The following is a 21,411-nucleotide window of genomic DNA, read 5'->3' as shown; positions in this document are numbered from 1 at the left end:
ACACCGTTGAAGCTGCTGATTCTGGACCGGGACGGCGTGCTGAACCACGACCGGGATGACTTCGTAAAGTCACCTGAGGAGTGGATTCCGCTACCGGGCAGTCTGGAAGCGGTAGCGGCCGCTTGTCAGGCAGGCTGGACGGTGGCGGTGGCCACCAACCAGTCCGGCATTGGCCGTGGTCTGTTTGACCTGGCCACCTTGCAGGCGATGCACGACAAGCTGCAACGCTTGCTGCAGCCGCTGGGTGGGCGCATCGACCTCATCACTTTTTGCCCGCATGGCCCGGACGCAGCCTGCGACTGCCGCAAGCCCAAGGACGGCTTGTTTCGCCAGATCATGCAGCACTACGGCCTGGCGGACCTGAACGGAGTGCCTGCGGTGGGCGACAGCCTGCGTGACCTGCAGGCGGGACAGGCACTGGGCACCCGCCCCTGGCTGGTACGCACCGGCAAGGGCGAGCGTACCCTGGCCAAGGGCGGGCTGCCGGAAGGTACCCGCATTGAGCCTGACCTGCAGGCCGTGGTGCAGCGATTGCTGATGGAGGAATGATGAGCTGGGAAGCCAGTCCGGTCTTGCATGTGCGTGAGCACCCCGGGGTGTTCAAAGCCGCCAACGGTTATGATGTGCTGGATCAGCACGGCCAGCTGCAGCTGACCTGCACGGAAGAGAAGCTGAACTGGTTCAACAAGGCTTTTCGTTACGGCAAGTACAAGCGTATCCTGCCCTTCCGCCTGCAGGTGCGCGATCGCAAGGGCCATCTGGTGATGGAGGTGAGCCGCGGCTTTGCCTTCCTCCGCTCCACGGTCAAGGTGCATCTGCATGATGGCAGTTACCTGGGCTGTTTCCAGCAGATACCCTTGTCGTCGGGTGGTGCGTTTCAGCTGCTTGACCGGACCGATCATGAGGTCGGCCGCCTGCTGGGGCATTGGCGCGGCCGTGATTATCGGGTGGTGGACGAGCAGAAGCATTGGGCTACCATCACCAAAGTCTGGAACGGCTTTGTGAAAGAGCTGTTTACCACCGCTGACGATTACCGGCTGGAGCTGGACCCGCAAGCCTGTAACCAGCCGGAGCTGATGCGGCTGATGCTGGCCTCGGTACTGTGCATCGACATGGTACTGAAAGAATGATGATTCATCCCTTAAACTCCCCCCTTTTGTGACGAAAACCCCGCCATGCTGGTTATCCGCTCCCTGTTGTTCTACCTGATTGCGCTGTTGACCACCCCCCTGTACTGCCTGATCGGGGTGCTGATCCTGCCACTGCCGCCGCAGCTGCGTTACCGCATCATGACCCAGCGTGGCTGGACCCTCATCACCATGTGGGTGATCGAGCATATCTGCGGCATCAAGTATGTGGTGGAAGGGGCAGAGAATATCCCGGACCGTCCGGCGGTGATCTACAGCAAGCATCAGTCAGCGTGGGAAACCATGGCACTGCAGTTCATCTTTCCGCCGCAGGTGTATATCGCCAAGCAGGAGCTGCGCTGGCTGCCGTTCTTTGGCTGGGGCCTGGCCACCATTTCCACCATCTTCATCGACCGCAAGGCCGGTGCCCGCTCCAAGGAAAAGATGGTAGCGGCGGCACGCAACCGCCTGGACAATGGCTTCTGGATCGTGATTTTTCCGGAAGGCACGCGCATTGCGCCGGGACGTCGCGTCAAATACAAGAAGGGCGGTGCCGAGCTGGCTCGCGCGCTGGATGTGCCGCTGGTGCCGGTGGCACACAATGCCGGTGAATTCTGGGCGCGTAATTCCTGGTGGAAGCGGCCTGGCACCATCACGGTGAGCATTGGCCGCCCGGTTTATCCGGAAGGTCGGGATGCGACGACGCTGACCGATGTGGCTGAGACGTGGATCGAAGACGAAGTCCAGCGCATCAGCACGCTGCCGCGCTAAGCTGGCAGCTGACTGAGCAGGGCGGCACCCTGCAGCTGGCATCGCAGTCTTGGCCGATCCAGCTGAAACGTAGCGCCCGCCGCACGGTGGGCCTGTTGATCCGTGACGGGCAGCTCACCCTGCAGCTGCCGCAGCGCTACCCCCTGCATGACCTCACGCCGCTGCTGCGAGATAAGGCCAGCTGGCTGCTGCGTCATCTGCAAACCGCTGCGGAGCCCGTGCCTGCGCTGCAGGATGGTGGCACCGTGGAATGGCTGGGTGAGCCCTTGACCTTGGTGTGCCTTCCCGCCGCAGGCCGCAGCAGCCGGGTTGAGCGGGATGGGGCGCATCTGGTGGTGCGTGTGCCGGTTGCGGCAGCGGCAGACGCCTTGCCGCAGGCGGTCAGCCGTTATTACCGCCAGCAGGCCCTGCCCTACTTGCTGGCACGGCTGAGCCATTTTGCGGCGCTGATGCAGCGCCCGGTACCACCGCTGAGTTTGTCTTCTGCACGTGGACGCTGGGGCAGCTGTAACCGGCACGGTGAGATACGCCTGAACTGGCGGCTGCTGCAAGCCCCACCCGAAGTGGTGGACTATGTGGTGTGCCACGAACTGGCCCACCTGCTGGAGTTCAACCATTCTCCTCGCTTCTGGGCCGAAGTGGCTCGCCTGTGCCCATCGTATCTGCCGTTGCGCAGCGTATTAAAGCAGCAGGGCCATCGCTGGATGCGGCTGGGCTGAGTCAGCTCGCGGGCAGCAAGGCGGACAGCTGCTGCTGGCGCTGAGGCGCTGGCAACTGCGCCAGTGCTTTGACCGCACTGTAGAAGCGAGGGAAATCGCTACCGTTTTGCGCGAACAGCTGCCGGAACGCCGGAACCCAGTGCTGGTAGGTGGCCAGCGTCGTCAGCTGGGCATTATTGGGGTAAGGCTGAAACCATTGTGCATAGCCCCGGTAATCAGGCCAGCGTGTGCGGAGTGCTTGATAGTGATCCGCCATCTGTTGCTGGATCTGCTGTTTTTGCTGCAACTTCTCCGCATCGCTCAGAGGTCCCTGGTACAGGGTAGTCAGCTGTTGCCGCCCGTCTTCCAGCAACTGCTGCACCGCCTGATGGCGGCTGTCCTCCAGCAGGTACTGCGTCCGTTCGTCAGCGGTCGCTTCAATGGCGAGCCAGCGAGTCAGTCCTTCCAGCTCCACGCTGGTGGCGAAGGCCTCATTGAAGGTGCTGTCGTCTGCCACATAGACCACCTGATGGGCCAGCTCATGGAAGATCAGCCGTGCCAGCGTCGGGCGGTCATACTGGATCACGGTGCTGGGCAAAGGATCATCAAACCAGCCCAGGGTGGAATAGGCGGGAACGCCGTAGCGAAACACATCCTGCCCTTCGGCGGCGGCTTGCTGTGCGACCCGGCGGGCGCTCTCCGCATCAAAATACCCCCGGTAGCTGACACAACCGGCGAACAGGAAACAGTGCTGCTGCGGAAGCAGGGAGAGCGGCGGGGTGGTGACCACATTCCACAGCACATAGGGGCGGTCCAGCGCACTGTAGCGTGTGTAGCTGGCATTGTCCGGCAGGCCGAGTTGCACGCTGGCATAACGCCGAATGGCTTGAGCGGATCGCAATTGCTGCTGCAAGGTGGCGGGTGTGGCGGGGTCGGCCAGCAGCCCCTCAATGGGGCGCGCCCGATGCAGCAGATCGGCATGGCCTTGTGCAGCCTGCAGGTAATAGGCGACCGTCTGGCAACCGCTCAGCAGCAAGGACAGGCACAGGAGCAGGGCGCGCATGGAAACCGTGACGCAATGGGGATAGGCCGATTGTAGGCAGCAGTGGGCTACCCGACAAGCGAAGGGCTGTGTTAGGGTAGTTCTTCAATAGCATTGGAGAACAGATCATGCGTTTGCTGCATACCATGCTGCGGGTCGGGCAGCTTGAGCGGTCCTTGCAGTTTTATACCGAGGTGCTGGGCATGCGCCTGTTGCGCCGACAGGACTATCCGGAAGGGCGCTTTACACTCGCCTTTGTCGGCTATGGTGAGGAAGCCCAGCAGACGGTGCTGGAGTTGACCCATAACTGGGACACCGATGCCTACGAGCTGGGCAATGCCTTTGGCCATCTGGCCGTGGAGGTGGAGAACGCGGCGGCGGCCTGTGATCAGGTGCGAGCCAAGGGGGGCAAGGTGGTGCGGGAGGCGGGGCCGATGAAGCATGGCACGACGGTCATCGCCTTTGTCGAAGACCCGGATGGCTACAAGATTGAGTTCATTGAGCGGAAGGGCTAACGACAACGTCCGGGTTCTGCCGTAGCAAGACGGTAAAGCAGACCCCCTGCCCATCGGGCAGGTTTGACGCCCAGACACGCCCGCCGTGGGCCTGCATGATCTCGCGGCAGATCGGCAGGCCCAAGCCGGTCCCCCCGGAGGGCGCCCGATGCTGCCGACCCTGCACGAACTTGTCGAAAATCAGCTCCAGCTCATCCTCCCGTATCGGGCTGCCGCTATTGCTGATACCGAGCTCCAGCCAGCCGGGTTCCTGCCAGGGGGTCACGCTGAGGGTGATGCTACCCGACTGCGGCACGAACTTGAGAGCATTGGCCAGCAGATTGCGCAACACCTGCCCGAATCGCAAGCCATCACACCATACCTTTTGTTGCAGCAGGGTCTCCTCGGGAAGGATGAGCTGCACTTGGCGGGCTTCCAGCAAGCCCTGTATTTCCCGCAGGCACTCGGTCACCAGCGGGGTCAGCGGCTGCAGGCGAAAATCGTAGGACATCTTGCCGGCTTCGAGCTTGCTGAGGTCCAGCAGGTCATTGATCAGGGCCAGCAAGCGGGTGCTGGCTTCCTGGATATTCTGAAAGTAGCGCTGGGCCTTGCTGCTATCCTGCCCGCCCCGCTCCAGCCCAAGTCGGGAGAAGCTGAGGATGGCGTGCATCGGGGTACGCAGCTCATGCGACATATTGCTGAGAAACTCCGATTTGACCCGGTTGGCGGTTTCCGCCACATTTTTGGCCTGCAACAACTGCTCGGTTTGTTGGGCAACCAGCTCCTGCAGATGGTCGCGGTGGCGCGCCAGCTCCTGTTCGGCCAGCTTGCGGGCCGTGATGTTGCGGGCAACGGCAATGATCGCTGCACCCAAAGGTGCAGGTTGCTGCATGGGGGCCATATGCGCCTCAAGCCAGACCGGACCTTCCTGGCCCTCCAGCATCAGTTCATAGGTCACGGCCTCGCCCGCCAGACAGCGCTTCAGCTCGGTGCGAACCACCTCATCCCACGGCGGTGAGGGTAGATCCAGCAGACTGCGGCCTAGCAGGGCACTGGGTCGATGCAGGTGCGGCTTGCCGAGAATATCCACAAACACGCCCTCGGCGGTCATCAGGAAAGCCGGGTCCGGCATGGTGGCCAGTATGCCTTGCAAGCGTGCTTGTTGCGCTTCGGCCAGCATCATCTGCTGGACCAGGCTCTCCGTACTGGCCTGCAAGGCCTGGTCCCGTTCATCCAGCGCCTCGGCCATCAGGCGAGTGGCCTGACTCAAGGCATGGATTTCGGAGAGTGGATTCTCCGGGATGTCAGGCCGATAGTTGCCCTGTCCAATGGCCGCATGCGCAGTGGCCAGCTGCTGCAAGGGCTGGACCAGCTGCCGTTTCAGGGTGCTGCGCAGGGTCAGGACGCCCAGCAACAGGCTCAGCAAGCCGCAGAGGGCGACAGGCAGGGTAATCAGCCATAGCTGCGCATTCAGGATGCTGAGGGGCTGTAAAGCGATCAGGCTCCAGCGCTGCGAGGGCAGAGGTGCGACACTGGCCAGCTGGTTGTCCAGTACCAGACTGCCTTGTGCGGGCAGGCTGGGGCGCCAGTCCAGCAGGGCCAGTTGCTGCGGGGTCAGCTGTAGGCGCCCGTCCGGTCCGCGTGGCGCCACCATGGGGCTCAGCAGGGCATAACCCTGGTCATCAAACAGCCAAATTTGCGCATCCGGCAGCGTGGTGGGATGAAAGTTGCCCAGTTGGCGAGATGCAGCGGGGTGCGAGAGCAGGAAGCTGTTGAGTTCTCGCCGGACCCCATGCAGCATCCGCTCAAGGTCGTGCAGCTTCTCCTGCTGCAATAACCAACGGGCATAGGCTTGCCCGGCCAGCAGTACAACCAGCAATAGCAGACCAACACGCAACAGTATGGTCTGCAGAATGGTGCGTACCAGCGAGCGCCGGGCACTCATGGTTGGGATGCGTTTTTGAAAGGGTCAGCAAAGCAGCGGGGCATGTTGCCTCCGTTCAGGGGTCTGCTTGAAGCATAATGCCTGGCGGGCCGTTGTGCTGCCTGTTTTGCTTAGCGGTTGACAATGCGCTCCGGCGGAAACGTGGCGCTGAAGGTGCTGCCTTCGCCGGATATCGACCGGATGTCAAGCTGGGCCTGGTGGCGCAACAGGGCATGTTTGACAATGGCGAGGCCGAGACCGGTGCCGCCCGTGTCCCGTGAGCGGCTGCGATCCACGCGGTAGAAGCGCTCGGTCAGCCGGTCCAGATGTTCCGGGGCAATACCGATACCTGTATCGCAGACCGAGAAACAAACACCGTCTTCCTGCTTCTGCCAGCGCAAGGTAATGCGCCCGCCTTCCGGGGTATAGCGCACGGCGTTGCTGACCAGGTTGCCGAGCGCACTGTGCAGCTCATCCCGATTGCCACGCAGCCAGGCTGGACCCTGATTTTCCAGCACCACCACATGACGCCCACCGGACAAGCCTTCGGCCTCCTGCGCCAGCATCTGCAGCAGCAGGGACAGGTTGACATCCTCTTCGCGGTGCTCGCCGCTGTGGCTCTCCAGACGTGACAAGGTCAGCAAATCGTCCACCAGGCGCTGCATGCGGCGGGTCTGCTCCTGCATCATCCGCATGTAGCGGTGTTCGATGTCGCGGTTGGGCTGTTCCAGATCCAGCAGCGTCTCCAGAAAACCGCCGACCACGGTCAGTGGCGTGCGCAGCTCGTGTGAGACGTTGGCGACAAAGTCCCGGTGTACCACGCTGACTTTTTCCAGCTGGGTGACATCGCGGGTGACCAGCAGCTTGAGGGTGGCCTCAAACGGGAAAATCTGGATCGACAGCAGGGTATCGGGTGCGTGCACCGGGTGCAGGCTGATCGACTCGGTATAACGCTCGTTGTTGACGTATTCGACAAAGTGCGGCTGGCGGATCAGGTAGCTGATGGTCAGGCCAAGGTCTCGCTTGCGGGAGAGCCCCAGGTGGTGCTCGGCTACCCGGTTGCACCATTCGATGCGGTCGTTATCGTTCAGCACCACCACGCCATCCGGCAAGGCTTCTGCCGCCAGGGTGAAACGCGACAGGGTGGCGGTCAGGCGGCGCTGGTCCTTGCGGCGACGCTTTTCCTGCCGGTACAGCGCGCTGAAGATTTCCCCCCAGTTGCCCACCCCGTCCGGTACCGATTCCGGGTGGGGGTCCAGCAGCCAGGCATTCAAACGATACAGCTGCCACAGCTGGTAGCCCAGCGCTACCGCCAGCAAGGTGGCGGCCAGCACCCAGGCACTATGGCTGCTGCCGAAGAAGCCCACCAGCCAGATCAGCGCCGCTGCTGGCAGCAGCGCACCGAGCAGGCGACTGGTGAACTTCATCAGGGGCGGGTAGCGCTTGACGCGAGGTTGCGCCTTGGCTGAGAAAAAGGGGAGGTCACTCATGGGCGCAAGGGTAGCGCGTTTCCATGCGGGAGGGAAACGCGCCGGGTCGTTGACCGGGGGTCAGGCGGGTTGGGTAGAAAAGCGGTAGCCTGCGCCGCGTACAGTCTGAATCAGGTTGTCGTGCCCGCTGGGCTCCAGTGAGGAGCGCAGCCGCCGGATATGTACATCCACGGTACGCTCTTCCACAAACACATGGTCGCCCCATACCTGGTCGAGCAACTGGGTGCGGGAATGTACCCGCTCGGCGTGGGTCATGAAAAAGTGCAGCAGGCGGAATTCTGTCGGGCCCAGATCCATCGGTGAGCCGTGGCTGGTGACGCGATGGGTTTGCGGGTCCAGCCGCAAGCCGCGTACTTCCACCACATCGTCGGTCATCTGGGGTGCACGGCGGCGCAGGACGGCCTTGATGCGGGCCAACAGCTCGCGCGGCGAGAAAGGCTTGGTGACGTAGTCGTCCGCGCCGCATTCCAGCCCCATAATCTTGTCTTGCTCGTCGGAACGGGCAGTGAGCATGATGATGGGGATCGGGCGGGTGCGGTCATCCGAGCGCATGCGGCGGGCAAAGTCGATGCCACTCTGACCAGGCAACATCCAGTCCAGCAGAATCAGGTCCGGCAAGGCATTCTTCACCAGATGCTGGGCGCGTTCGCTGGTGTCGGCACGTAATACATGATGACCAGCCTGCTCCAGATTGAAGGCAATCAACTCCTGAATGGCGGGCTCATCTTCCACTACCAGAATGTTCGCTGCCATGACTTCCCCCCACCTGCTGATCTGCTTGTTGATGCGCGACAGCATAGATATTTCATATTACAGAAAAATGACAGCTTGTGTTGCGTTGCCGCAGTATCCGGCACCTGCCACGCTGCGCTATCATAGACAACTGTTTTAGAAGGAAGTGAGCCGCCATGGCGGACATGCCGCATCCCACCGATCTGATCCTGCACCAACAATCGCGACAGCTGGAGCTGCGCTTCTCGGATGGTGCGCATTTCATGCTTGATTGCGAGTACCTGCGGGTGTTCTCGCCCAGTGCCGAAGTGCGGGGTCATTCGCCCTCACAGGCGGTGCTGCAGGTCGGCAAGCGACAAGTGAATATCGTAGACATCCGGCCTGTCGGTCATTACGCCGTCAAGCTGGTGTTTGACGATGGCCACGACACCGGCCTGTACTCATGGGATTGGCTGTACCAGCTGGGGCAGCAGCATGCGGCCAACTGGCAGGATTATCTGGCGCGACTGGCTGCAGCAGGCGCTTCGCGAGACCCGGCCTGAGCCGGTGAAGGAGTAAGCAAACATGACACAGACCCACTTTGGTTATCAGCAGGTCGAAGAGCAGGACAAGGCACGCAAGGTGGCCGGGGTATTCCACTCGGTGGCGCAGAAATATGACCTGATGAACGACCTGATGTCGGCAGGCCTGCACCGGGTGTGGAAGCAGTTCACCATCGCCCAGAGCGGGGTGCGCAGCGGTAGCAAGGTGCTGGACATCGCCGCCGGTACTGGCGACCTGACCCGTGCCTTTGCCCGCAAGGCCGGGCGGAGCGGCGAAGTGTGGCATACCGATATCAACAGCTCCATGCTGCAAGTCGGGCGTGATCGCCTGCTGGATGACGGCTTGCTGGTGCCCAGCCTGCTGTGTGACGCCGAGAAGCTGCCGTTCCCGGATGCCTACTTCGACTGTGTCAGCGTGGCGTTTGGCCTGCGCAACATGACGCACAAGGACAAGGCGCTGGCCGAGATGTGCCGGGTGCTGAAACCGGGTGGCCGCTTGCTGGTACTGGAATTTTCCAAGGTGTGGGCGCCGCTGTCCAAGGCCTACGATGTGTATTCCTTCAAGCTGTTGCCGATGATGGGCAAGCTGGTGGCGGGGGATGCCGAGAGCTATCAGTACCTGGCCGAGTCGATCCGCATGCATCCGGATCAGGACACCCTGAAGCAGATGATGCTGGATGCCGGCTTTGCCAGTGCTGATTATTTCAACCTGACCGGCGGTGTGGTCGCCCTGCACAAGGGATTCAAGGTCTGATCATGAATGCCTGGGGCCTGCTGGCCGCCGCCATCGCGGCTGAACTGGTGGCAACCGCATCACTGAAGGCCTCGGCGGGCTTCAGCCGCCTGCTGCCATCGGTGATGGTGGTGCTCGGTTATGGCGTGTCATTCTGGTTGCTGGGCCTGACGGTCAAGAAACTGGAGATCAGCACGGTTTACGCCATCTGGTCGGGAGCGGGTACCGCCTTGATGGCGGTAATTGGCTGGTGGCTGTTCAAGGAAAGCCTGACCCCGCTCAAGCTGGCGTCGATTGCCCTGATCGTGGCCGGTGTGGTGGGCTTGAACCTCAGCGGGGGTGGGCACGCATGATGGCGCATCTGGCAATCTCGGCCTTCAATCATTTGCTGCAGCAGCAGGATTGGCTGTGTGAACAGCTGCGCCCCTTTGCCGGGCGCAAGGTGGCGCTGGGTGAGTCGCCCTTGCAGGTGGTGGCGCTGATCCAGCCAGATGGCTATCTGCACGCCTTGCCGGGTGATGCCGAGCCGGATGCCAGCATCCGCATACCGTTGTCCAGCCTGCCGCTGATGCTGGGTGACGCCGCCCAGCGGCGTGGAGCGGTGCAGATCAGTGGTGATCCGGCGCTGGCGGCTGCCTTGGGTGAGGTGTTGCAAGCCCTGCAGTGGGACGTATCCGCCGACCTGTCCCGCCTGCTGGGCGATACGGCAGCGACGCCAATTGCTCGGCAGTGGCAGCAGTACTGGGACACGCATCGCGAACAATGGCAGGTGCTGGGGCAGCAACTGGCCGAATACGCCCGGGATGAAGCGGGCTTGTTGGCGGACCCGGAGGCGGTGTCCCGTTTTGTGAATGATATTGACACCCTGCGCGACGATGTCGCTCGGCTGGAGGCTCGGCTGAGCTTGCTGGAGGCGAAACGGAGTGCCACTGGAGACAGTGCCTGATGCGGTTGTTCCGTCTGTGCCGCATCGTCTGGGTCATTTTTGCCTACGGACTGGATGAGTTTTTGCTGGGGCACAGTCGAACGCGCTGGGCGCGGCGGCTGGTGGGCGGACTGCTGTTCTGGCGGCGATTGGATGCACCACGTGGCGAGCGGCTGCGGCTGGCGCTGGAGTCGCTGGGGCCGATTTTCGTCAAATTTGGCCAGGTGCTGTCCACCCGGCGTGACCTGTTACCCTCCGATATTGCCGATCAGCTGGCCCGCTTGCAGGATAAAGTCCCGCCGTTCTCCGGTGAGGCGGCGCGTGACATTGTCGAGGCCAGTCTCGGTCGCTCGGTGAGCCAGCTGTTTACCCGCTTTGACCTGACACCGGTGGCCAGTGCCTCGGTGGCACAAGTGCACGCTGCGGTGCTGCTGGATGGCCGTCCGGTGGCGGTCAAGGTGTTGCGGCCGGGTATTGCCCCGGTCATTGAGTCTGACCTCGCTTTGATGCGAACGCTGGCAGGGCTGGTCGAGCGTGTGTCGGCGGACGGCAAGCGCTTGCGTCCGCGCGAGGTGGTCGCCGAGTTCGACAAGTACCTGCATGACGAGCTGGACTTGATGAAAGAGGCGGGCAACGGTAGCCAGTTGCGGCGCAATTTCACCGGGTCCAGCATGCTGCTGGTGCCGGAGATCTACTGGGATTACTGCAGTCGCGATGTGATGGTGATGCAGTGGATGGATGGCACGCCGATCAGCCAGATCGAGCAGCTGCAGGCGGCAGGCATCGACTTGCCCACCCTGAGTCGCTACGGGGTGGAGATCTTCTTCACCCAGGTGTTTCGCGACGGTTTCTTCCATGCCGACATGCACCCCGGCAATATCCTGGTGGCGGCGGATGGGCGTTACATTGCGCTGGATTTTGGCATCATCGGCACCTTGTCGGATGTCGACAAGCACTTTCTGGCAGTCAATTTCCTCGCTTTCTTCAACCGCGATTACCGCCGTATTGCCACCACCCATATCGAGTCTGGCTGGGTACCCGCCGATGTTCGGCCTGATGAGCTGGAAAAAGAGTTGCGCGCCGTGTTTGAGCCGATCTTTGACAAGCCGCTGGCTGAAATCAGTTTCGGCCAGGTGCTGTTGCGGCTGTTTGAAGCCTCCCGCCGCTTCAATGTAGAAGTGCAGCCACAGCTGGTGTTGTTGCAAAAGACCTTGCTCAACATTGAAGGACTGGGGCGCCAGCTCGATCCGCAACTGGACCTGTGGCAGACCGCCAAGCCCTTCCTGCAGCGCTGGATGAACGAGCAGATTGGCTGGCGGGGGCTGTGGCGCACCCTGAAGCAGGAGGCACCACACTGGGCGGCCAGCGTACCGGCTTGGCCGCGCAAGCTGGATCAACTGCTATCGAAAGATCATAGCCAGACCCTGGTGCAGGCTTATATGCATCTGGCTCGCGAACAACGCCGGCAGAGCTGGTTGCTGCTGGTGGTGGCTTTACTGTTGTGTGTCATGGTGCTGCTTTTTTGGCTGGGCCGCTGAGACGGGTCGTATTCTGACCGTTTGTCGTCGTCATTTTGCTTGTCAGGCAGGTGGCGCCTAGGGTAAAAGAAGCCCTTTTTCCCGGATGCATTTATCATGAACTTGCTTAAACTGCTGGCCCTCGCTCTGGCGGCGACCCCTGTATTGTCCTTGGCAGATCCGACGCTGGACCGGATTATGCAAACCAAGGAAATCCGCTTGGGGCACTGGACCGATGATGAGCCTTTCTCTTTTGTCGAGGCCGGGCAGCCCACCGGTTATGCGGTGGAACTGTGCAAGCGATTCCTGCAAGACCTGAGCAAGAAGGCAGGCGGGGAGGTCCGCATCAAGTGGGTGCCGCTGGATTCCAAGACCCGTTTTTCACTGCTGGATGGTGGCCAGTACGACATCCTGTGTGGTGGTACTACCAACACGGCAGAACGGCAGCAGAAGTATGCCTTCTCGCACACCATCTTTGTGACCGGCACTCGCGTCATGGGGCGTAAAGACCGTAAGCTGACCAGCCTGGCCGCCTACAAGGGCCTGCGGCTGGGCGTGATGCCAGGAACCACCGCGACCAAGCTGATTACCCAGTTGTCCAATGAAAAACACTATAACTATGTGTTTGTGCCGGGCAAGACTGCTGACGAGCTATGGACCTTGCTGGAACAAGGCAAGGTGGATGGTCTGGCCTATGACGACACGCAGTTGCTGGATCATGCTGCCCACAGCAAGGCAGGCCCGGATGCCTATGCCTTTGCCCATGAATACCTGTCGGTGCAGCCCTATGGCCTGCTGCTGCGCAAGAGCGACCCGGACTTGCTCAAGGCGTTGAACCGTACCCTGTCCGACATCATGATTGGTGGTGAGGCGACTGGCATCTATAACCGCTGGTTCATGAATGCCAAACGCAAGACTCCGCTGAACCACATCCTGCGCGAAGACTTCAACACCCCAAACAACCATCCGGCTTTTCCGTAAGCCGGGAACCTAGCTCAGCAGCAGGGTAGCGACCACCTCGTTACCCTTGCCGAGATACTCCAGCTTTTGAAATGACAGCTGCCGGGCCAGCGCAATGCCGCGCCCATGGGAATCAAAGGCGCGTGTGGGGTCCAGCTCGGTAAAGCGCTGCCACTCAAAGCCTTCGCCCTGGTCGGTGATATGCAGCTGAATTTGGTCCGGCATGCGATGGAAGCGCACGGAGACCACTTTATGGTGATAATCCGGATGCTCAAGCCGCTGCTCGACTTCACGCGCCCAGTTGCCCGTGGACATCAGTGTGGATTTTTCTTCATAGCCAATGCCCAGATTGCCATGTTCAATGGCATTAACCAGCAGCTCGGCCAGCCCCAGTGCCACGATGGAGGAGTTGGGGCAGATATTGGCCAGTGAGGCCGCCAGACGGCGCGCCTCGGCCAAGGTGCGCAGCTGGAAGGTGCCCTCGCACAGCAGGTCGAGCATGGCCTTTTGCTCTTCCATCTGCTGAATGACAGCCAGTTGCGACATCCGGTCGTTCAAGGCGGTGCGGATCACCGTGAGCAGGACATCGCTCTCGAACGGCTTGGTCAGGTAGTAGTAGGCACCTAACCGCAGGCCATCCAGCACCTGCTCCTTGGCCGCCGCCGCCGTCTGCATGATCACCGGCAAGGCTTTCAGCAGTGGATCACCCTTGATGTTGGCCAGCACTTGCATGCCATCCATGCGCGGCATCATCCGGTCCAGCACCACCAGATCATAGCGGCCCGGGGCGGACTGCAGCTTGGCCCAGGCTTGTTCACCATCAACCGCCGTATCGATCTCACAGTCGATCTCTTCCAGATATTCGCATATGATCTCGAGATTGAACGGTTCGTCGTCAACGACCAGCAGTATGGGTCTGTGCATCGGGTGCTCCTGGCGACTTGCGCCAACGAATGGACCTGTGATCCTCAGTGTAGACGTACCGTATTGTTTTGCAAACGCTACCCACTGTCCTGAAAGGACAGTAGGTGGCGTGAGCCTCAGCGTTACGGAGCGTGCAGTCCCCCATGTTTTCGGTGTCTTACCTGTCCCGCCATCCTGCCGAGAGCCGCATCCCGCGGTTTGTGGCGTTCTGGCTGTCATTGCTGCTGCTGACCGCCGGGCTGTTCCCATTGCAGGGCTGGCAGGATACGGGGGTACCGTTCGGCGCGTTTTTGGGCTATGACTGGCCCTATTACTTTTCCCGCTTCGATTTCGGCCTCAATATTGTGGCGTTCATGCCGCTGGGGGCGGCACTGTGGCTGGATGGCCGCCGTCGTCGGCTGGGGTGGCATGCCTGGTTGCGGGCCGTGTTGCTCAGTGCCGCACTCAGCCTGCTGATTGAACTGCTGCAGCAATACCTGCCCAATCGGAATGCCTCCAACGTCGACCTGCTGGCGAATACGCTGGGCGGTGCGCTCGGGGCGCTGTTGCCGGTGTGGGGTCGCAAGCTGCCGTTTGCCGCGGCCCTGTTCCGCTGGCGGCATCAGGTTTTCCGCGATGGACCACTGGCGGATTTTGGCGTAGTGTTGCTGCTGCTCTGGCTGATCGGTCAGACCAACCCGGCGACGCCGCTATTCGGCATTGTGCTGCTGCCCACGGGCTTGCCACAGCCGTTTGAATCGCCCATCGCGGATCCGGCCTTGTTCCTGCGCCTGCTGGAGGGCGGGGGGGCGGCACTGCACTTCACCAGCGTGGGCATCTTTCTGGCAACCTTGCTGCAGCGGCCGCAGCATACCTTGCGTGCCATGCTGATCATGGCCACGGGCGCCTTGCTGGTGAAAGGGGTGATGGCCGGGATGCTGCTTAAACCTGCTGCCTTTTTCAGTTGGCTCAATGTCACCGTGGTGGTGGGGCAAATTCTGGGCTGGCTGGTCCTGGCCAGCATTTTCCGTTTGCCTCGCCGTTATCAGGCCATGCTGGCCATCCTCTTGCTGCTGGGGAGTGAAGTGGTCAGCTACTACTGGCCGCTGACGGCCAATCCCGTCGCCATGCTGCAATTGTTCCGCTGGTCCATGGGGCATTTGCAGAATTTCAATGCGGTGGCGGATCTGGCGGCCGATCTGTGGCCACTGGCAGGGCTGGTGTACTTCTCGGCTTATCTGTATCAGCGTTGGCGGGCGACCTGAGCCGGTGGCGAGCTCGCTTGCTGCTTGCGCCATACTCGCCAGCCGAGCAGCAACAACAGGCTGAGGCCGAACAAAAGGGGTGTGCGGTAGTCCGCCTTCACCAGCCACCAATAGTGCAGCACACCCAATGCTGGAGCCAGATAGGCCAGCCGGTGCAGGCTTTGCCAGCGGCGGCCCAGTTTGCGCATCGCCCATCGCGTGGAGGTGGCCGCCAACGGCAGTAGCAGCAACCAGGCGGTCATGCCCACCGTGATGAAGGGGCGCTTCCATACATCTTTCAGCATGCCCAGCCAGTCCCAGCCCTGATCCAGCCACAGGTAGGTACCCAGGTGCAGGCAGGCGTAGAAGAAGGCAAACAGGCCCAGCAGGCGACGGATGCGCAACAGTTCGGGGCGCTGCAGCAGCTGCCGTAATGGCGTGACGGCCAGCGTACACAGCAGGAAGGTCAGCGCCCAGGTACCGGTGGAGCGGAGGATGAACTCAATCGGATTGGCGCTCAACCACAGGCTGCCATGGTGAATATCGTGCCAGGCAGCGACCGCCAGACGTGTCAGCGGCAGCAGCAAGAGCGGCCACAGCAGCCATTTCAGACGCACCGTCCAGTGCAGTTTGCGCCAGTAACTCAACATCGGCTGTCCCTCAGTAGTAGCGGCGCAGGTCCATGCCGCTGTACAGGCTGGCCACCTGCTCGGCATAGCCGTTGAAGGGCAAGGTCTTGCGGCGGCTGAATTCGCCGATGCGGCGTTCGGTCTTCTGGCTCCAGCGCGGGTGATCCACCTCCGGATTCACATTGGAGTAGAAGCCGTACTCGCGCGGGTTGGTCTTGTTCCAGGTGGTGGGTGGCAAAGCCTCCACCAGCCGGATGCGGACGATAGACTTGATGCTCTTGAAGCCGTATTTCCACGGCACCACCAGCCGGATCGGGGCCCCGTTCTGGTTGGGCAGCACGTCGCCGTAGAGGCCTACCGCCAGCAGGGTGAGCGGGTGCATGGCCTCGTCCAGCCGCAGGCCTTCCACATAGGGCCAGTCCAGCACGCCAGACTGCTGGCCGATCATCTCGCTGGGCCGATTCAGGGTTTCAAACGCCACAAATTTGGCTTTGCCGGTAGGTTCTACCGCCTTGAGCAAACTGGCCAGCGGAAAGCCTACCCAGGGAATCACCATCGACCAGCCCTCCACACAGCGCAGCCGGTAAATGCGCTCCTCCAGCGGGAACTGCTTGATCAGGCTGTCGATATCAAAGGTCTTGGTTTGTTTGACCTCGCCGCTGACCTGTACCGTCCACGGTCGGACTTTCAGGCTGCGTGCGTTCTGTGCGGGCTCATCCTTGCCGGTGCCAAATTCGTAGAAATTGTTGTAGCCGGTGATTTCCTGCAGGGCATTGACCGGCTCATTGGTCGAGAGCGGGCTTTTGCCGGCCTTGGGCAAGGCGGCTTCGGCGATCGAAGGCAGCAGACCACTACCGGCCAGCAGGAGGCCAGATGCCGTTTTCAGCCACTGTCGGCGTTGCTCGAACAGGGTGCGGTCGGTGATGTCCGACGGGGCAATATCGGCAGGGTGGCGTATCAGCATGATGGACTCCTCGGCAATACGGCTTGGTCGCCGGGGAGACTGCATTCTTACAGGCGATCAGTCATTGCCCAGCTCGGCCAGCAGTTCAGTCTGATGTTCGGTAATCAGCGCCTGGGTAAGTTCCCCCAAGTCTCCGTCCATGATGGCATCAATCTTGTACAGTGTCAGGTTGATACGATGGTCGGTGACCCGGCCTTGCGGGAAATTATAGGTGCGGATACGTTCAGAACGATCGCCGGAGCCGATCAGCGATTTGCGGGTGGCCGCCTCGGCAGCTTGTCTGGCCTGTACTTCCCGGTCCTGGATGCGGGCAGCCAATACGGCCAGCGCGCGCGCCTTGTTCTTGTGTTGCGAGCGATCGTCCTGGCACTCCACCACGATGCCGGTTGGCAGGTGGGTGACCCGTACCGCAGAGTCGGTTTTGTTGATGTGCTGGCCACCGGCCCCGCTGGCGCGGAAGGTGTCGATGCGCAGATCCGCTGGGTTCAGGTTGACCTCAGCCAGCTCATCCGCTTCGGCCATGATGGCCACCGTGCAGGCCGAGGTGTGGATGCGGCCCTGCGTTTCGGTGGCGGGTACCCGCTGTACCCGGTGCCCGCCGGACTCAAACTTGAGCTGCGAGTAGGCACCGAAGCCGATTACCCGGGCAATGATTTCCTTGTAACCACCCAGGTCGGATTCGCTGGCAGAGACAATTTCCACCTGCCAGCGCTGCCGCTCGGCAAAGCGGCTGTACATGCGGAACAGGTCGGCGGCAAACAAGGCCGACTCATCTCCGCCCGTACCGGCGCGGATTTCCAGAAACACATTGCGCTCGTCATTGGGGTCCTTGGGCAGCAAGGCACGTTGCAAGTCCTGCTCCAGGGCTTGCAAGACCAGCTTGCCCTCACGCAATTCCTCAGCGGCAAACTCGGCCATCTCCGGGTCGGACAGCAGGTTTTCGGCATCCTGCATGTCTTGTTCCTGCTGGCGGAAGCGCTGGAACAGTTCGACCACCGGCGACAGCTCGGCATGCTCGCGGGAGAGCCGGGTGAACTGCTCCATCTTGGCGGTCGCCTCGGGTGAGGCCAGCAGATGGTTGACTTCTTCCAGACGGTCGGCCAGCTGGGCCAGCTTCTGGGCAATGGAGGCTTTCATGGGTATTCCTGTCAAACGGATCAAGGGGGCATGCGCGGGGAGGGCCGCTGCCGCTAGAGGTGATCCGTGAAATGGTAGAGTCGGCCGAGCAGGCGAATCAGCTGGCTGCGCTCATCACTATCGGCTTGTTGCAGCGCCTGGGTGGGCTCATGCAGCCATTTGTTGGTCAGGCTGTGGGCGAATTGCTCCAGCACCTGTTGCGGGTCTTCGCCTTGTGCCAGACGCTTTTGCGCGCGCTCCATCTCATGGCGGCGCAAGCGTTCAACATGATCGCGCAGTGCACGTATGGTGGGCACCACTTCCCGCTTGCCCAGCCACTGCATGAATTCGACGACCTGCTGCTCGATGATGGCCTCTGCTTCCACCACGGCGGTTTGTCGTGCATCCATGCCATCGCGCACGATGCTGGCCAGGTCATCCACCGTGTAGAGGAACACATCGTCCATCCGCGCGATTTCTGGCTCGATGTCACGCGGCACCGCCAGGTCCACCATGAACACCGGGCGGTGTTTGCGCTGGCGAATCACCCGTTCCATCAAGCCCTTGCCGATAATGGGCAAGGGGCTTGCCGTACAGGACACCACAATGTCAAAGCGGGGCAGGGCATCCGGCAGCTGCTGCAAGGTGATGGCCTGACCGCCAAAGCGGCTGGCCAGGGCCTCACCGCGCTCCAGCGTGCGGTTGGCAATCAGCAGGCTTTTCGGCTGCTGGGCGGCAAAGTGCGCCGCGCACAGCTCGATCATCTCGCCCGCGCCGATAAACAGCACATGCTGGTCGCCCACGCGGGGGAAAATACGCTCGGCTAGGCGGACGGCCGCCGCCGCCATCGAAATGGAGCTGCTGCCAATGGCCGTTTCACTGCGTACCGACTTGGCCACCGAGAAGGTGTGCTGGAACAGACGATTCAGCAGCAGGCCCAGCGTGCCCGCCGCCTCAGCCTGACGGACGGCATCCTTCAGCTGACCCAGGATCTGGGTTTCCCCCAGCACCATGGAGTCCAGCCCGCTGGCGACCCGGAAGGCATGCTTGACCGCCTGCTCACTATTGAGCTGGTAGGCAAAGGGTTCCAGTTGGGTGCGGGGCAGCTGGTGATGCTGGGCCAGCCAGTCCAACGCCTGTTCCGGTCGCTCGGTGGCGTAGTAGATCTCGGTGCGATTACAAGTGGACAGGATAGCGGCTTCATGCGCACGCTGGCCGTCGACCAGATCATGCAGGGCATGCGTCAGCCGTTCCGGCTGGAATGCCACTTGCTCACGCAACGCCAATGGCGCGGTGTGGTGATTAATGCCCAGCGTGAATAACTGCATGAATGAAAAACAATGACTTGTCGACCGAGTACCGGCATTCTAGCCGATTCATTCGTCGCCTGCGACGGAACTGATCCGGATCAAGGGATCACTAGCCCCGCAAGATGCGCCCACTGGCAAAATCAATAATGGTAGAGGGCTTGCGGGCGCGCCCCACCCGGCCTGGAATCACCTGGACGCCGGTACCAAACTGGCGACGGCAGTTGCGGGCATCGCGGATCGACGGCTTGCCGCTGCGGTTGGCGCTGGTCGAAACCAGCGGACCGAGGCTACGGCACAAAGCTAGCGTGGCCGGATGGGCGGTGACACGCACCGCGAGGGTCGGGTGTTTGCCTCGCAGCAAGGGCAGCACCCGACAGGCGGCTGGCAACAGAAAGGTATACGGGCCGGGCCAGTATTGCATCAGTCTGGCCTCGTCGGCCTGACTGAGTGGGCGCAACAGCGGGCGCACCTGATCCAGCGAGGCCGCCACCACAATCATCCCCTTGCGCTGCGGGCGACCCTTAAGCCGCAAGATGGCTTTCAAGCCTTGCGGATGCAAGGGGTCACACCCCAGGCCAAAACAAGACTCGGTGGGGTAGGCAATCACCCCCCCACGCTGGATGTGGCCGCGCGAAGCACGGCCCAGACGACGCATCCGCATGATTAACGACGCTGCAGGGCCCGGTGGCCAATATCGCGCCGCATCTGCATGCCATCAAACTGGATGCCATTTGCCACGTCATAGGCACGTGCCTGAGCCTGCTTGACGTTGTCACCAATGGCCGTCACGCACAAGACGCGACCACCGCTAACCCGGACTGAGCCATCACTCTCCAGGGTCGTCCCGGCATGGAATACCTGCACATCGTCCTGCGCGGCAGGCAGGCCGGTAATGGCCGCGCCTTTTTCCGGGTGGTCAGGATAGCCCTTGGCTGCCATCACCACACCCACCGCGACCCGACGGTCCCACTCGGCTTCCACCTGATCCAGCGTCCCGGCTACACCGTGCTCCAGCAGGGTCAGCAGGTCAGATTTCAAGCGCGCCATGATCGGCTGGGTTTCCGGGTCCCCCATGCGACAGTTGAATTCCACCACCCGTGGCGCACCCTGCTCATCAATCATCAGCCCGGCGTACAGGAAGCCCGTAAACGGCATGCCCTCACGCGACATCGCAGCGATGGTCGGCAGAATCACCTCACGCATGGCACGTGCATGCACCTCCGGAGTCACCACCGGCGCGGGGGAATACGCACCCATGCCGCCCGTATTGGGCCCCAGATCACCATCCAGCAGGCGCTTATGGTCCTGGCTGGTGGCCAGCGGCAGCACATGCTGGCCATCTGCCATCACAATAAAGCTGGCCTCCTCGCCCTGCATGAATTCCTCAATGACCACCCGAGCACCGGCCTTGCCCATGCGGTTATCCAGCAGCATCATGTCGATGGCACCGTGGGCTTCGTCCAGCGACATTGCCACCACCACGCCTTTACCCGCAGCCAGACCATCCGCCTTGATCACGATAGGTGCGCCTTGCTCAACCACATAAGCATGCGCTTCAGCGGCATCACTAAAGGTACGGTAGCGTGCAGTGGGGATGTTGTTACGGTGCATGAATGCTTTGGCAAAATCTTTCGACCATTCCAGCTGCGCCGCAGCGCGGGTCGGGCCAAAGATGGGCAGCCCTGCTGCACGAAAAGCATCGACCACTCCTTCTGACAAGGGTGCCTCCGGGCCCACCACCGTCAGGTCCACTCCCTCCTGCTGTACAAATGCCATTAGGGCGTCATGACCGCTGAGCGGCACATTGGTCAAATGCTTGTCGAGCGCCGTACCGGCATTGCCCGGCGCAACAAAGACCTTGGACACCCGGGGTGACTGTGCCAGCTTCCATGCCAGCGCATGCTCACGACCACCCGAACCAATAACCAGAACTTTCATGACCCGACACCTTGCCCGTTACATATATATAGAAAGCGACTTGTCGCACTATATAAAAAGCCCTGATCGGTGTCCATGCAAGCCGGTATGCCGCTGCTCAGTGGCTGAAAATGGGAGAGATTGTGTCAAATGCTTCGCAGGCGAAAAAAATTTCACCAAAAATTCATTGCAGAAACATGAGCTTGAAAGCCGTAAGACGAGAGACTGGAAAATTAACTGCAGAAAGGTGTTGACGGCTGTGGCTGGTGTGCGTATAGTTCGCATCTCTGCTGCTGACGCAGACGACGAAACGAAGCGAAAAGCTGCTGAGTTTAGCGAAGTCTGGTGTGGGTTGCAACTGCTCTTTAACAAA

At 61.4% G+C, this 21,411-nt stretch carries 24 protein-coding genes; 12 read left to right on the top strand and 12 right to left on the bottom strand.

The features are described 5' to 3' along the window. Positions 1–6: 6 nt before the first annotated feature. Genes gmhB through ACE3O2_RS14680 form a run of 4 tightly spaced genes read left to right on the top strand, consistent with a single transcriptional unit; the run spans position 7 to position 2,617 of the window. Complete coding sequence (gene gmhB / locus ACE3O2_RS14695; protein ID WP_374339200.1) at positions 7–549, top strand: D-glycero-beta-D-manno-heptose 1,7-bisphosphate 7-phosphatase; 543 nt, start codon at positions 7–9, stop codon at positions 547–549. Beyond that, the gene (locus ACE3O2_RS14690) at positions 549–1,130 is read left to right on the top strand and encodes a phospholipid scramblase-related protein (RefSeq protein WP_168878396.1); all 582 of its coding nucleotides are present in this window, start codon (positions 549–551) and stop codon (positions 1,128–1,130) included. Before gmhB ends, ACE3O2_RS14690 begins: the two co-directional genes overlap by 1 nt. 45 nt (positions 1,131–1,175) lie before the next feature. After that, complete coding sequence (locus ACE3O2_RS14685; protein WP_168878397.1) at positions 1,176–1,898, top strand: 1-acyl-sn-glycerol-3-phosphate acyltransferase; 723 nt, start codon at positions 1,176–1,178, stop codon at positions 1,896–1,898. Next, positions 1,853–2,617, top strand: a complete 765-nt coding sequence (locus ACE3O2_RS14680) for a M48 family metallopeptidase (RefSeq protein ID WP_374338740.1) — start codon at positions 1,853–1,855, stop codon at positions 2,615–2,617. Before ACE3O2_RS14685 ends, ACE3O2_RS14680 begins: the two co-directional genes overlap by 46 nt. A 1-nt stretch (position 2,618) precedes the next feature. On the opposite strand, the gene ACE3O2_RS14675 is transcribed toward ACE3O2_RS14680, so the two are convergent. After that, positions 2,619–3,659, bottom strand: a complete 1,041-nt coding sequence (locus ACE3O2_RS14675; protein ID WP_374338738.1) for an aminopeptidase — start codon at positions 3,657–3,659, stop codon at positions 2,619–2,621. Between the two features lie 107 nt (positions 3,660–3,766). On the opposite strand from ACE3O2_RS14675, the gene gloA reads away from it, so the two are divergent. Next, complete coding sequence (gene gloA, locus ACE3O2_RS14670; protein WP_374338736.1) at positions 3,767–4,153, top strand: lactoylglutathione lyase; 387 nt, start codon at positions 3,767–3,769, stop codon at positions 4,151–4,153. Here gloA and ACE3O2_RS14665 read toward each other — a convergent pair. The 3 genes from ACE3O2_RS14665 to phoB form a co-directional block, all read right to left on the bottom strand. Beyond that, the gene (locus tag ACE3O2_RS14665) at positions 4,134–6,077 is read right to left on the bottom strand and encodes an ATP-binding protein (protein WP_374338734.1); all 1,944 of its coding nucleotides are present in this window, start codon (positions 6,075–6,077) and stop codon (positions 4,134–4,136) included. The two genes, gloA and ACE3O2_RS14665, sit on opposite strands and share 20 nt — an antisense overlap. Positions 6,078–6,187: 110 nt before the next feature. Further along, positions 6,188–7,546, bottom strand: a complete 1,359-nt coding sequence (gene phoR / locus ACE3O2_RS14660) for a phosphate regulon sensor histidine kinase PhoR (RefSeq protein ID WP_374338732.1) — start codon at positions 7,544–7,546, stop codon at positions 6,188–6,190. Positions 7,547–7,606: 60 nt separating this feature from the next. Beyond that, a complete protein-coding gene (phoB, locus tag ACE3O2_RS14655) occupies positions 7,607–8,299 on the bottom strand; it encodes a phosphate regulon transcriptional regulator PhoB (protein WP_168878403.1) in 693 nt (230 codons plus the stop codon). A gap of 155 nt (positions 8,300–8,454) precedes the next feature. Here phoB and ACE3O2_RS14650 point away from each other — a divergent pair, with 155 nt between their 5' ends. The 6 genes from ACE3O2_RS14650 to ACE3O2_RS14625 all read left to right on the top strand — a co-directional run bounded on the left by ACE3O2_RS14650 (position 8,455) and on the right by ACE3O2_RS14625 (position 12,976). Continuing rightward, positions 8,455–8,820 (top strand): gamma-butyrobetaine hydroxylase-like domain-containing protein, encoded by a 366-nt coding sequence (locus tag ACE3O2_RS14650; protein ID WP_374338730.1) that lies wholly within the window; start codon positions 8,455–8,457, stop codon positions 8,818–8,820. Between the two features lie 22 nt (positions 8,821–8,842). Beyond that, complete coding sequence (ubiE, locus tag ACE3O2_RS14645; RefSeq protein ID WP_168878405.1) at positions 8,843–9,574, top strand: bifunctional demethylmenaquinone methyltransferase/2-methoxy-6-polyprenyl-1,4-benzoquinol methylase UbiE; 732 nt, start codon at positions 8,843–8,845, stop codon at positions 9,572–9,574. Positions 9,575–9,576: 2 nt separating this feature from the next. Beyond that, entirely contained in the window at positions 9,577–9,906 is a 330-nt protein-coding gene (locus ACE3O2_RS14640) for a multidrug efflux SMR transporter (protein WP_168878406.1), read from the top strand. Continuing rightward, complete coding sequence (locus ACE3O2_RS14635) at positions 9,903–10,499, top strand: SCP2 domain-containing protein (protein ID WP_374338727.1); 597 nt, start codon at positions 9,903–9,905, stop codon at positions 10,497–10,499. The genes ACE3O2_RS14640 and ACE3O2_RS14635 overlap by 4 nt, the downstream gene beginning before the upstream one ends. Further along, complete coding sequence (ubiB, locus tag ACE3O2_RS14630; RefSeq protein WP_374338725.1) at positions 10,499–12,016, top strand: ubiquinone biosynthesis regulatory protein kinase UbiB; 1,518 nt, start codon at positions 10,499–10,501, stop codon at positions 12,014–12,016. The genes ACE3O2_RS14635 and ubiB overlap by 1 nt, the downstream gene beginning before the upstream one ends. Positions 12,017–12,112: 96 nt before the next feature. Then, complete coding sequence (locus ACE3O2_RS14625) at positions 12,113–12,976, top strand: amino acid ABC transporter substrate-binding protein (protein WP_374338723.1); 864 nt, start codon at positions 12,113–12,115, stop codon at positions 12,974–12,976. Between the two features lie 9 nt (positions 12,977–12,985). On the opposite strand, the gene ACE3O2_RS14620 is transcribed toward ACE3O2_RS14625, so the two are convergent. Beyond that, positions 12,986–13,879 carry a response regulator gene (locus ACE3O2_RS14620; RefSeq protein WP_168878410.1) on the bottom strand — a complete coding sequence of 298 codons (894 nt, stop codon included), beginning with the start codon at positions 13,877–13,879 and terminating at the stop codon, positions 12,986–12,988. A gap of 143 nt (positions 13,880–14,022) precedes the next feature. Between ACE3O2_RS14620 and ACE3O2_RS14615 the strand changes: the two genes are divergently transcribed. Next, a complete protein-coding gene (locus ACE3O2_RS14615) occupies positions 14,023–15,123 on the top strand; it encodes a VanZ family protein (RefSeq protein ID WP_374338721.1) in 1,101 nt (366 codons plus the stop codon). Here the strand turns inward: ACE3O2_RS14615 and ACE3O2_RS14610 are convergent. The 7 genes from ACE3O2_RS14610 to ACE3O2_RS14580 form a co-directional block, all read right to left on the bottom strand. Then, positions 15,102–15,752: a sulfite oxidase heme-binding subunit YedZ gene (locus tag ACE3O2_RS14610; protein ID WP_374338719.1), complete on the bottom strand. Its 651-nt coding sequence runs from the start codon at positions 15,750–15,752 to the stop codon at positions 15,102–15,104. The genes ACE3O2_RS14615 and ACE3O2_RS14610 overlap by 22 nt on opposite strands. 10 nt (positions 15,753–15,762) lie before the next feature. Then, positions 15,763–16,695 (bottom strand): protein-methionine-sulfoxide reductase catalytic subunit MsrP, encoded by a 933-nt coding sequence (gene msrP, locus ACE3O2_RS14605; RefSeq protein ID WP_374338717.1) that lies wholly within the window; start codon positions 16,693–16,695, stop codon positions 15,763–15,765. 57 nt (positions 16,696–16,752) lie between these two features. Continuing rightward, positions 16,753–17,832, bottom strand: a complete 1,080-nt coding sequence (gene prfA, locus ACE3O2_RS14600) for a peptide chain release factor 1 (protein ID WP_168878414.1) — start codon at positions 17,830–17,832, stop codon at positions 16,753–16,755. Positions 17,833–17,885: 53 nt separating this feature from the next. Further along, complete coding sequence (gene hemA, locus ACE3O2_RS14595; protein WP_374338714.1) at positions 17,886–19,139, bottom strand: glutamyl-tRNA reductase; 1,254 nt, start codon at positions 19,137–19,139, stop codon at positions 17,886–17,888. A gap of 91 nt (positions 19,140–19,230) precedes the next feature. Then, the gene (locus ACE3O2_RS14590) at positions 19,231–19,782 is read right to left on the bottom strand and encodes an L-threonylcarbamoyladenylate synthase (RefSeq protein WP_374338712.1); all 552 of its coding nucleotides are present in this window, start codon (positions 19,780–19,782) and stop codon (positions 19,231–19,233) included. 2 nt (positions 19,783–19,784) lie between these two features. Continuing rightward, complete coding sequence (gene purD / locus ACE3O2_RS14585) at positions 19,785–21,059, bottom strand: phosphoribosylamine--glycine ligase (RefSeq protein WP_374338710.1); 1,275 nt, start codon at positions 21,057–21,059, stop codon at positions 19,785–19,787. Positions 21,060–21,222: 163 nt separating this feature from the next. Then, on the bottom strand, positions 21,223–21,411 hold a 189-nt coding region (locus ACE3O2_RS14580; protein WP_374338708.1), incomplete at its 5' end, for a hypothetical protein.

The organism is Leeia sp. (assembly GCF_041909055.1).
GTDB classification, from domain to species: Bacteria; Pseudomonadota; Gammaproteobacteria; order Burkholderiales; family Leeiaceae; genus Leeia; species Leeia aquatica.
Note: the sequence above shows the minus strand (reverse complement) of the source record. Positions and strands in the feature narration are given on the sequence as shown.

Bases quoted from the DNA above. Each gene is read 5' to 3' on its own strand.
- ACE3O2_RS14690 (WP_168878396.1), top strand. From the start codon at position 549: ATGAGCTGGGAAGCCAGTCCGGTCTTGCATGTGCGTGAGCACCCCGGG.
- ACE3O2_RS14685 (WP_168878397.1), top strand. From the start codon at position 1,176: ATGCTGGTTATCCGCTCCCTGTTGTTCTACCTGATTGCGCTGTTGACC.
- ACE3O2_RS14675 (WP_374338738.1), bottom strand. From the start codon at position 3,659: ATGCGCGCCCTGCTCCTGTGCCTGTCCTTGCTGCTGAGCGGTTGCCAG.
- gloA (WP_374338736.1), top strand. From the start codon at position 3,767: ATGCGTTTGCTGCATACCATGCTGCGGGTCGGGCAGCTTGAGCGGTCC.
- ACE3O2_RS14665 (WP_374338734.1), bottom strand. From the start codon at position 6,077: ATGAGTGCCCGGCGCTCGCTGGTACGCACCATTCTGCAGACCATACTG.
- phoR (WP_374338732.1), bottom strand. From the start codon at position 7,546: ATGAGTGACCTCCCCTTTTTCTCAGCCAAGGCGCAACCTCGCGTCAAG.
- phoB (WP_168878403.1), bottom strand. From the start codon at position 8,299: ATGGCAGCGAACATTCTGGTAGTGGAAGATGAGCCCGCCATTCAGGAG.
- ACE3O2_RS14650 (WP_374338730.1), top strand. From the start codon at position 8,455: ATGGCGGACATGCCGCATCCCACCGATCTGATCCTGCACCAACAATCG.
- ubiE (WP_168878405.1), top strand. From the start codon at position 8,843: ATGACACAGACCCACTTTGGTTATCAGCAGGTCGAAGAGCAGGACAAG.
- ACE3O2_RS14640 (WP_168878406.1), top strand. From the start codon at position 9,577: ATGAATGCCTGGGGCCTGCTGGCCGCCGCCATCGCGGCTGAACTGGTG.
- ACE3O2_RS14635 (WP_374338727.1), top strand. From the start codon at position 9,903: ATGATGGCGCATCTGGCAATCTCGGCCTTCAATCATTTGCTGCAGCAG.
- ubiB (WP_374338725.1), top strand. From the start codon at position 10,499: ATGCGGTTGTTCCGTCTGTGCCGCATCGTCTGGGTCATTTTTGCCTAC.
- ACE3O2_RS14625 (WP_374338723.1), top strand. From the start codon at position 12,113: ATGAACTTGCTTAAACTGCTGGCCCTCGCTCTGGCGGCGACCCCTGTA.
- ACE3O2_RS14620 (WP_168878410.1), bottom strand. From the start codon at position 13,879: ATGCACAGACCCATACTGCTGGTCGTTGACGACGAACCGTTCAATCTC.
- ACE3O2_RS14615 (WP_374338721.1), top strand. From the start codon at position 14,023: ATGTTTTCGGTGTCTTACCTGTCCCGCCATCCTGCCGAGAGCCGCATC.
- ACE3O2_RS14610 (WP_374338719.1), bottom strand. From the start codon at position 15,752: ATGTTGAGTTACTGGCGCAAACTGCACTGGACGGTGCGTCTGAAATGG.
- msrP (WP_374338717.1), bottom strand. From the start codon at position 16,695: ATGCTGATACGCCACCCTGCCGATATTGCCCCGTCGGACATCACCGAC.
- prfA (WP_168878414.1), bottom strand. From the start codon at position 17,832: ATGAAAGCCTCCATTGCCCAGAAGCTGGCCCAGCTGGCCGACCGTCTG.
- hemA (WP_374338714.1), bottom strand. From the start codon at position 19,139: ATGCAGTTATTCACGCTGGGCATTAATCACCACACCGCGCCATTGGCG.
- ACE3O2_RS14590 (WP_374338712.1), bottom strand. From the start codon at position 19,782: ATGCGGATGCGTCGTCTGGGCCGTGCTTCGCGCGGCCACATCCAGCGT.
- purD (WP_374338710.1), bottom strand. From the start codon at position 21,059: ATGAAAGTTCTGGTTATTGGTTCGGGTGGTCGTGAGCATGCGCTGGCA.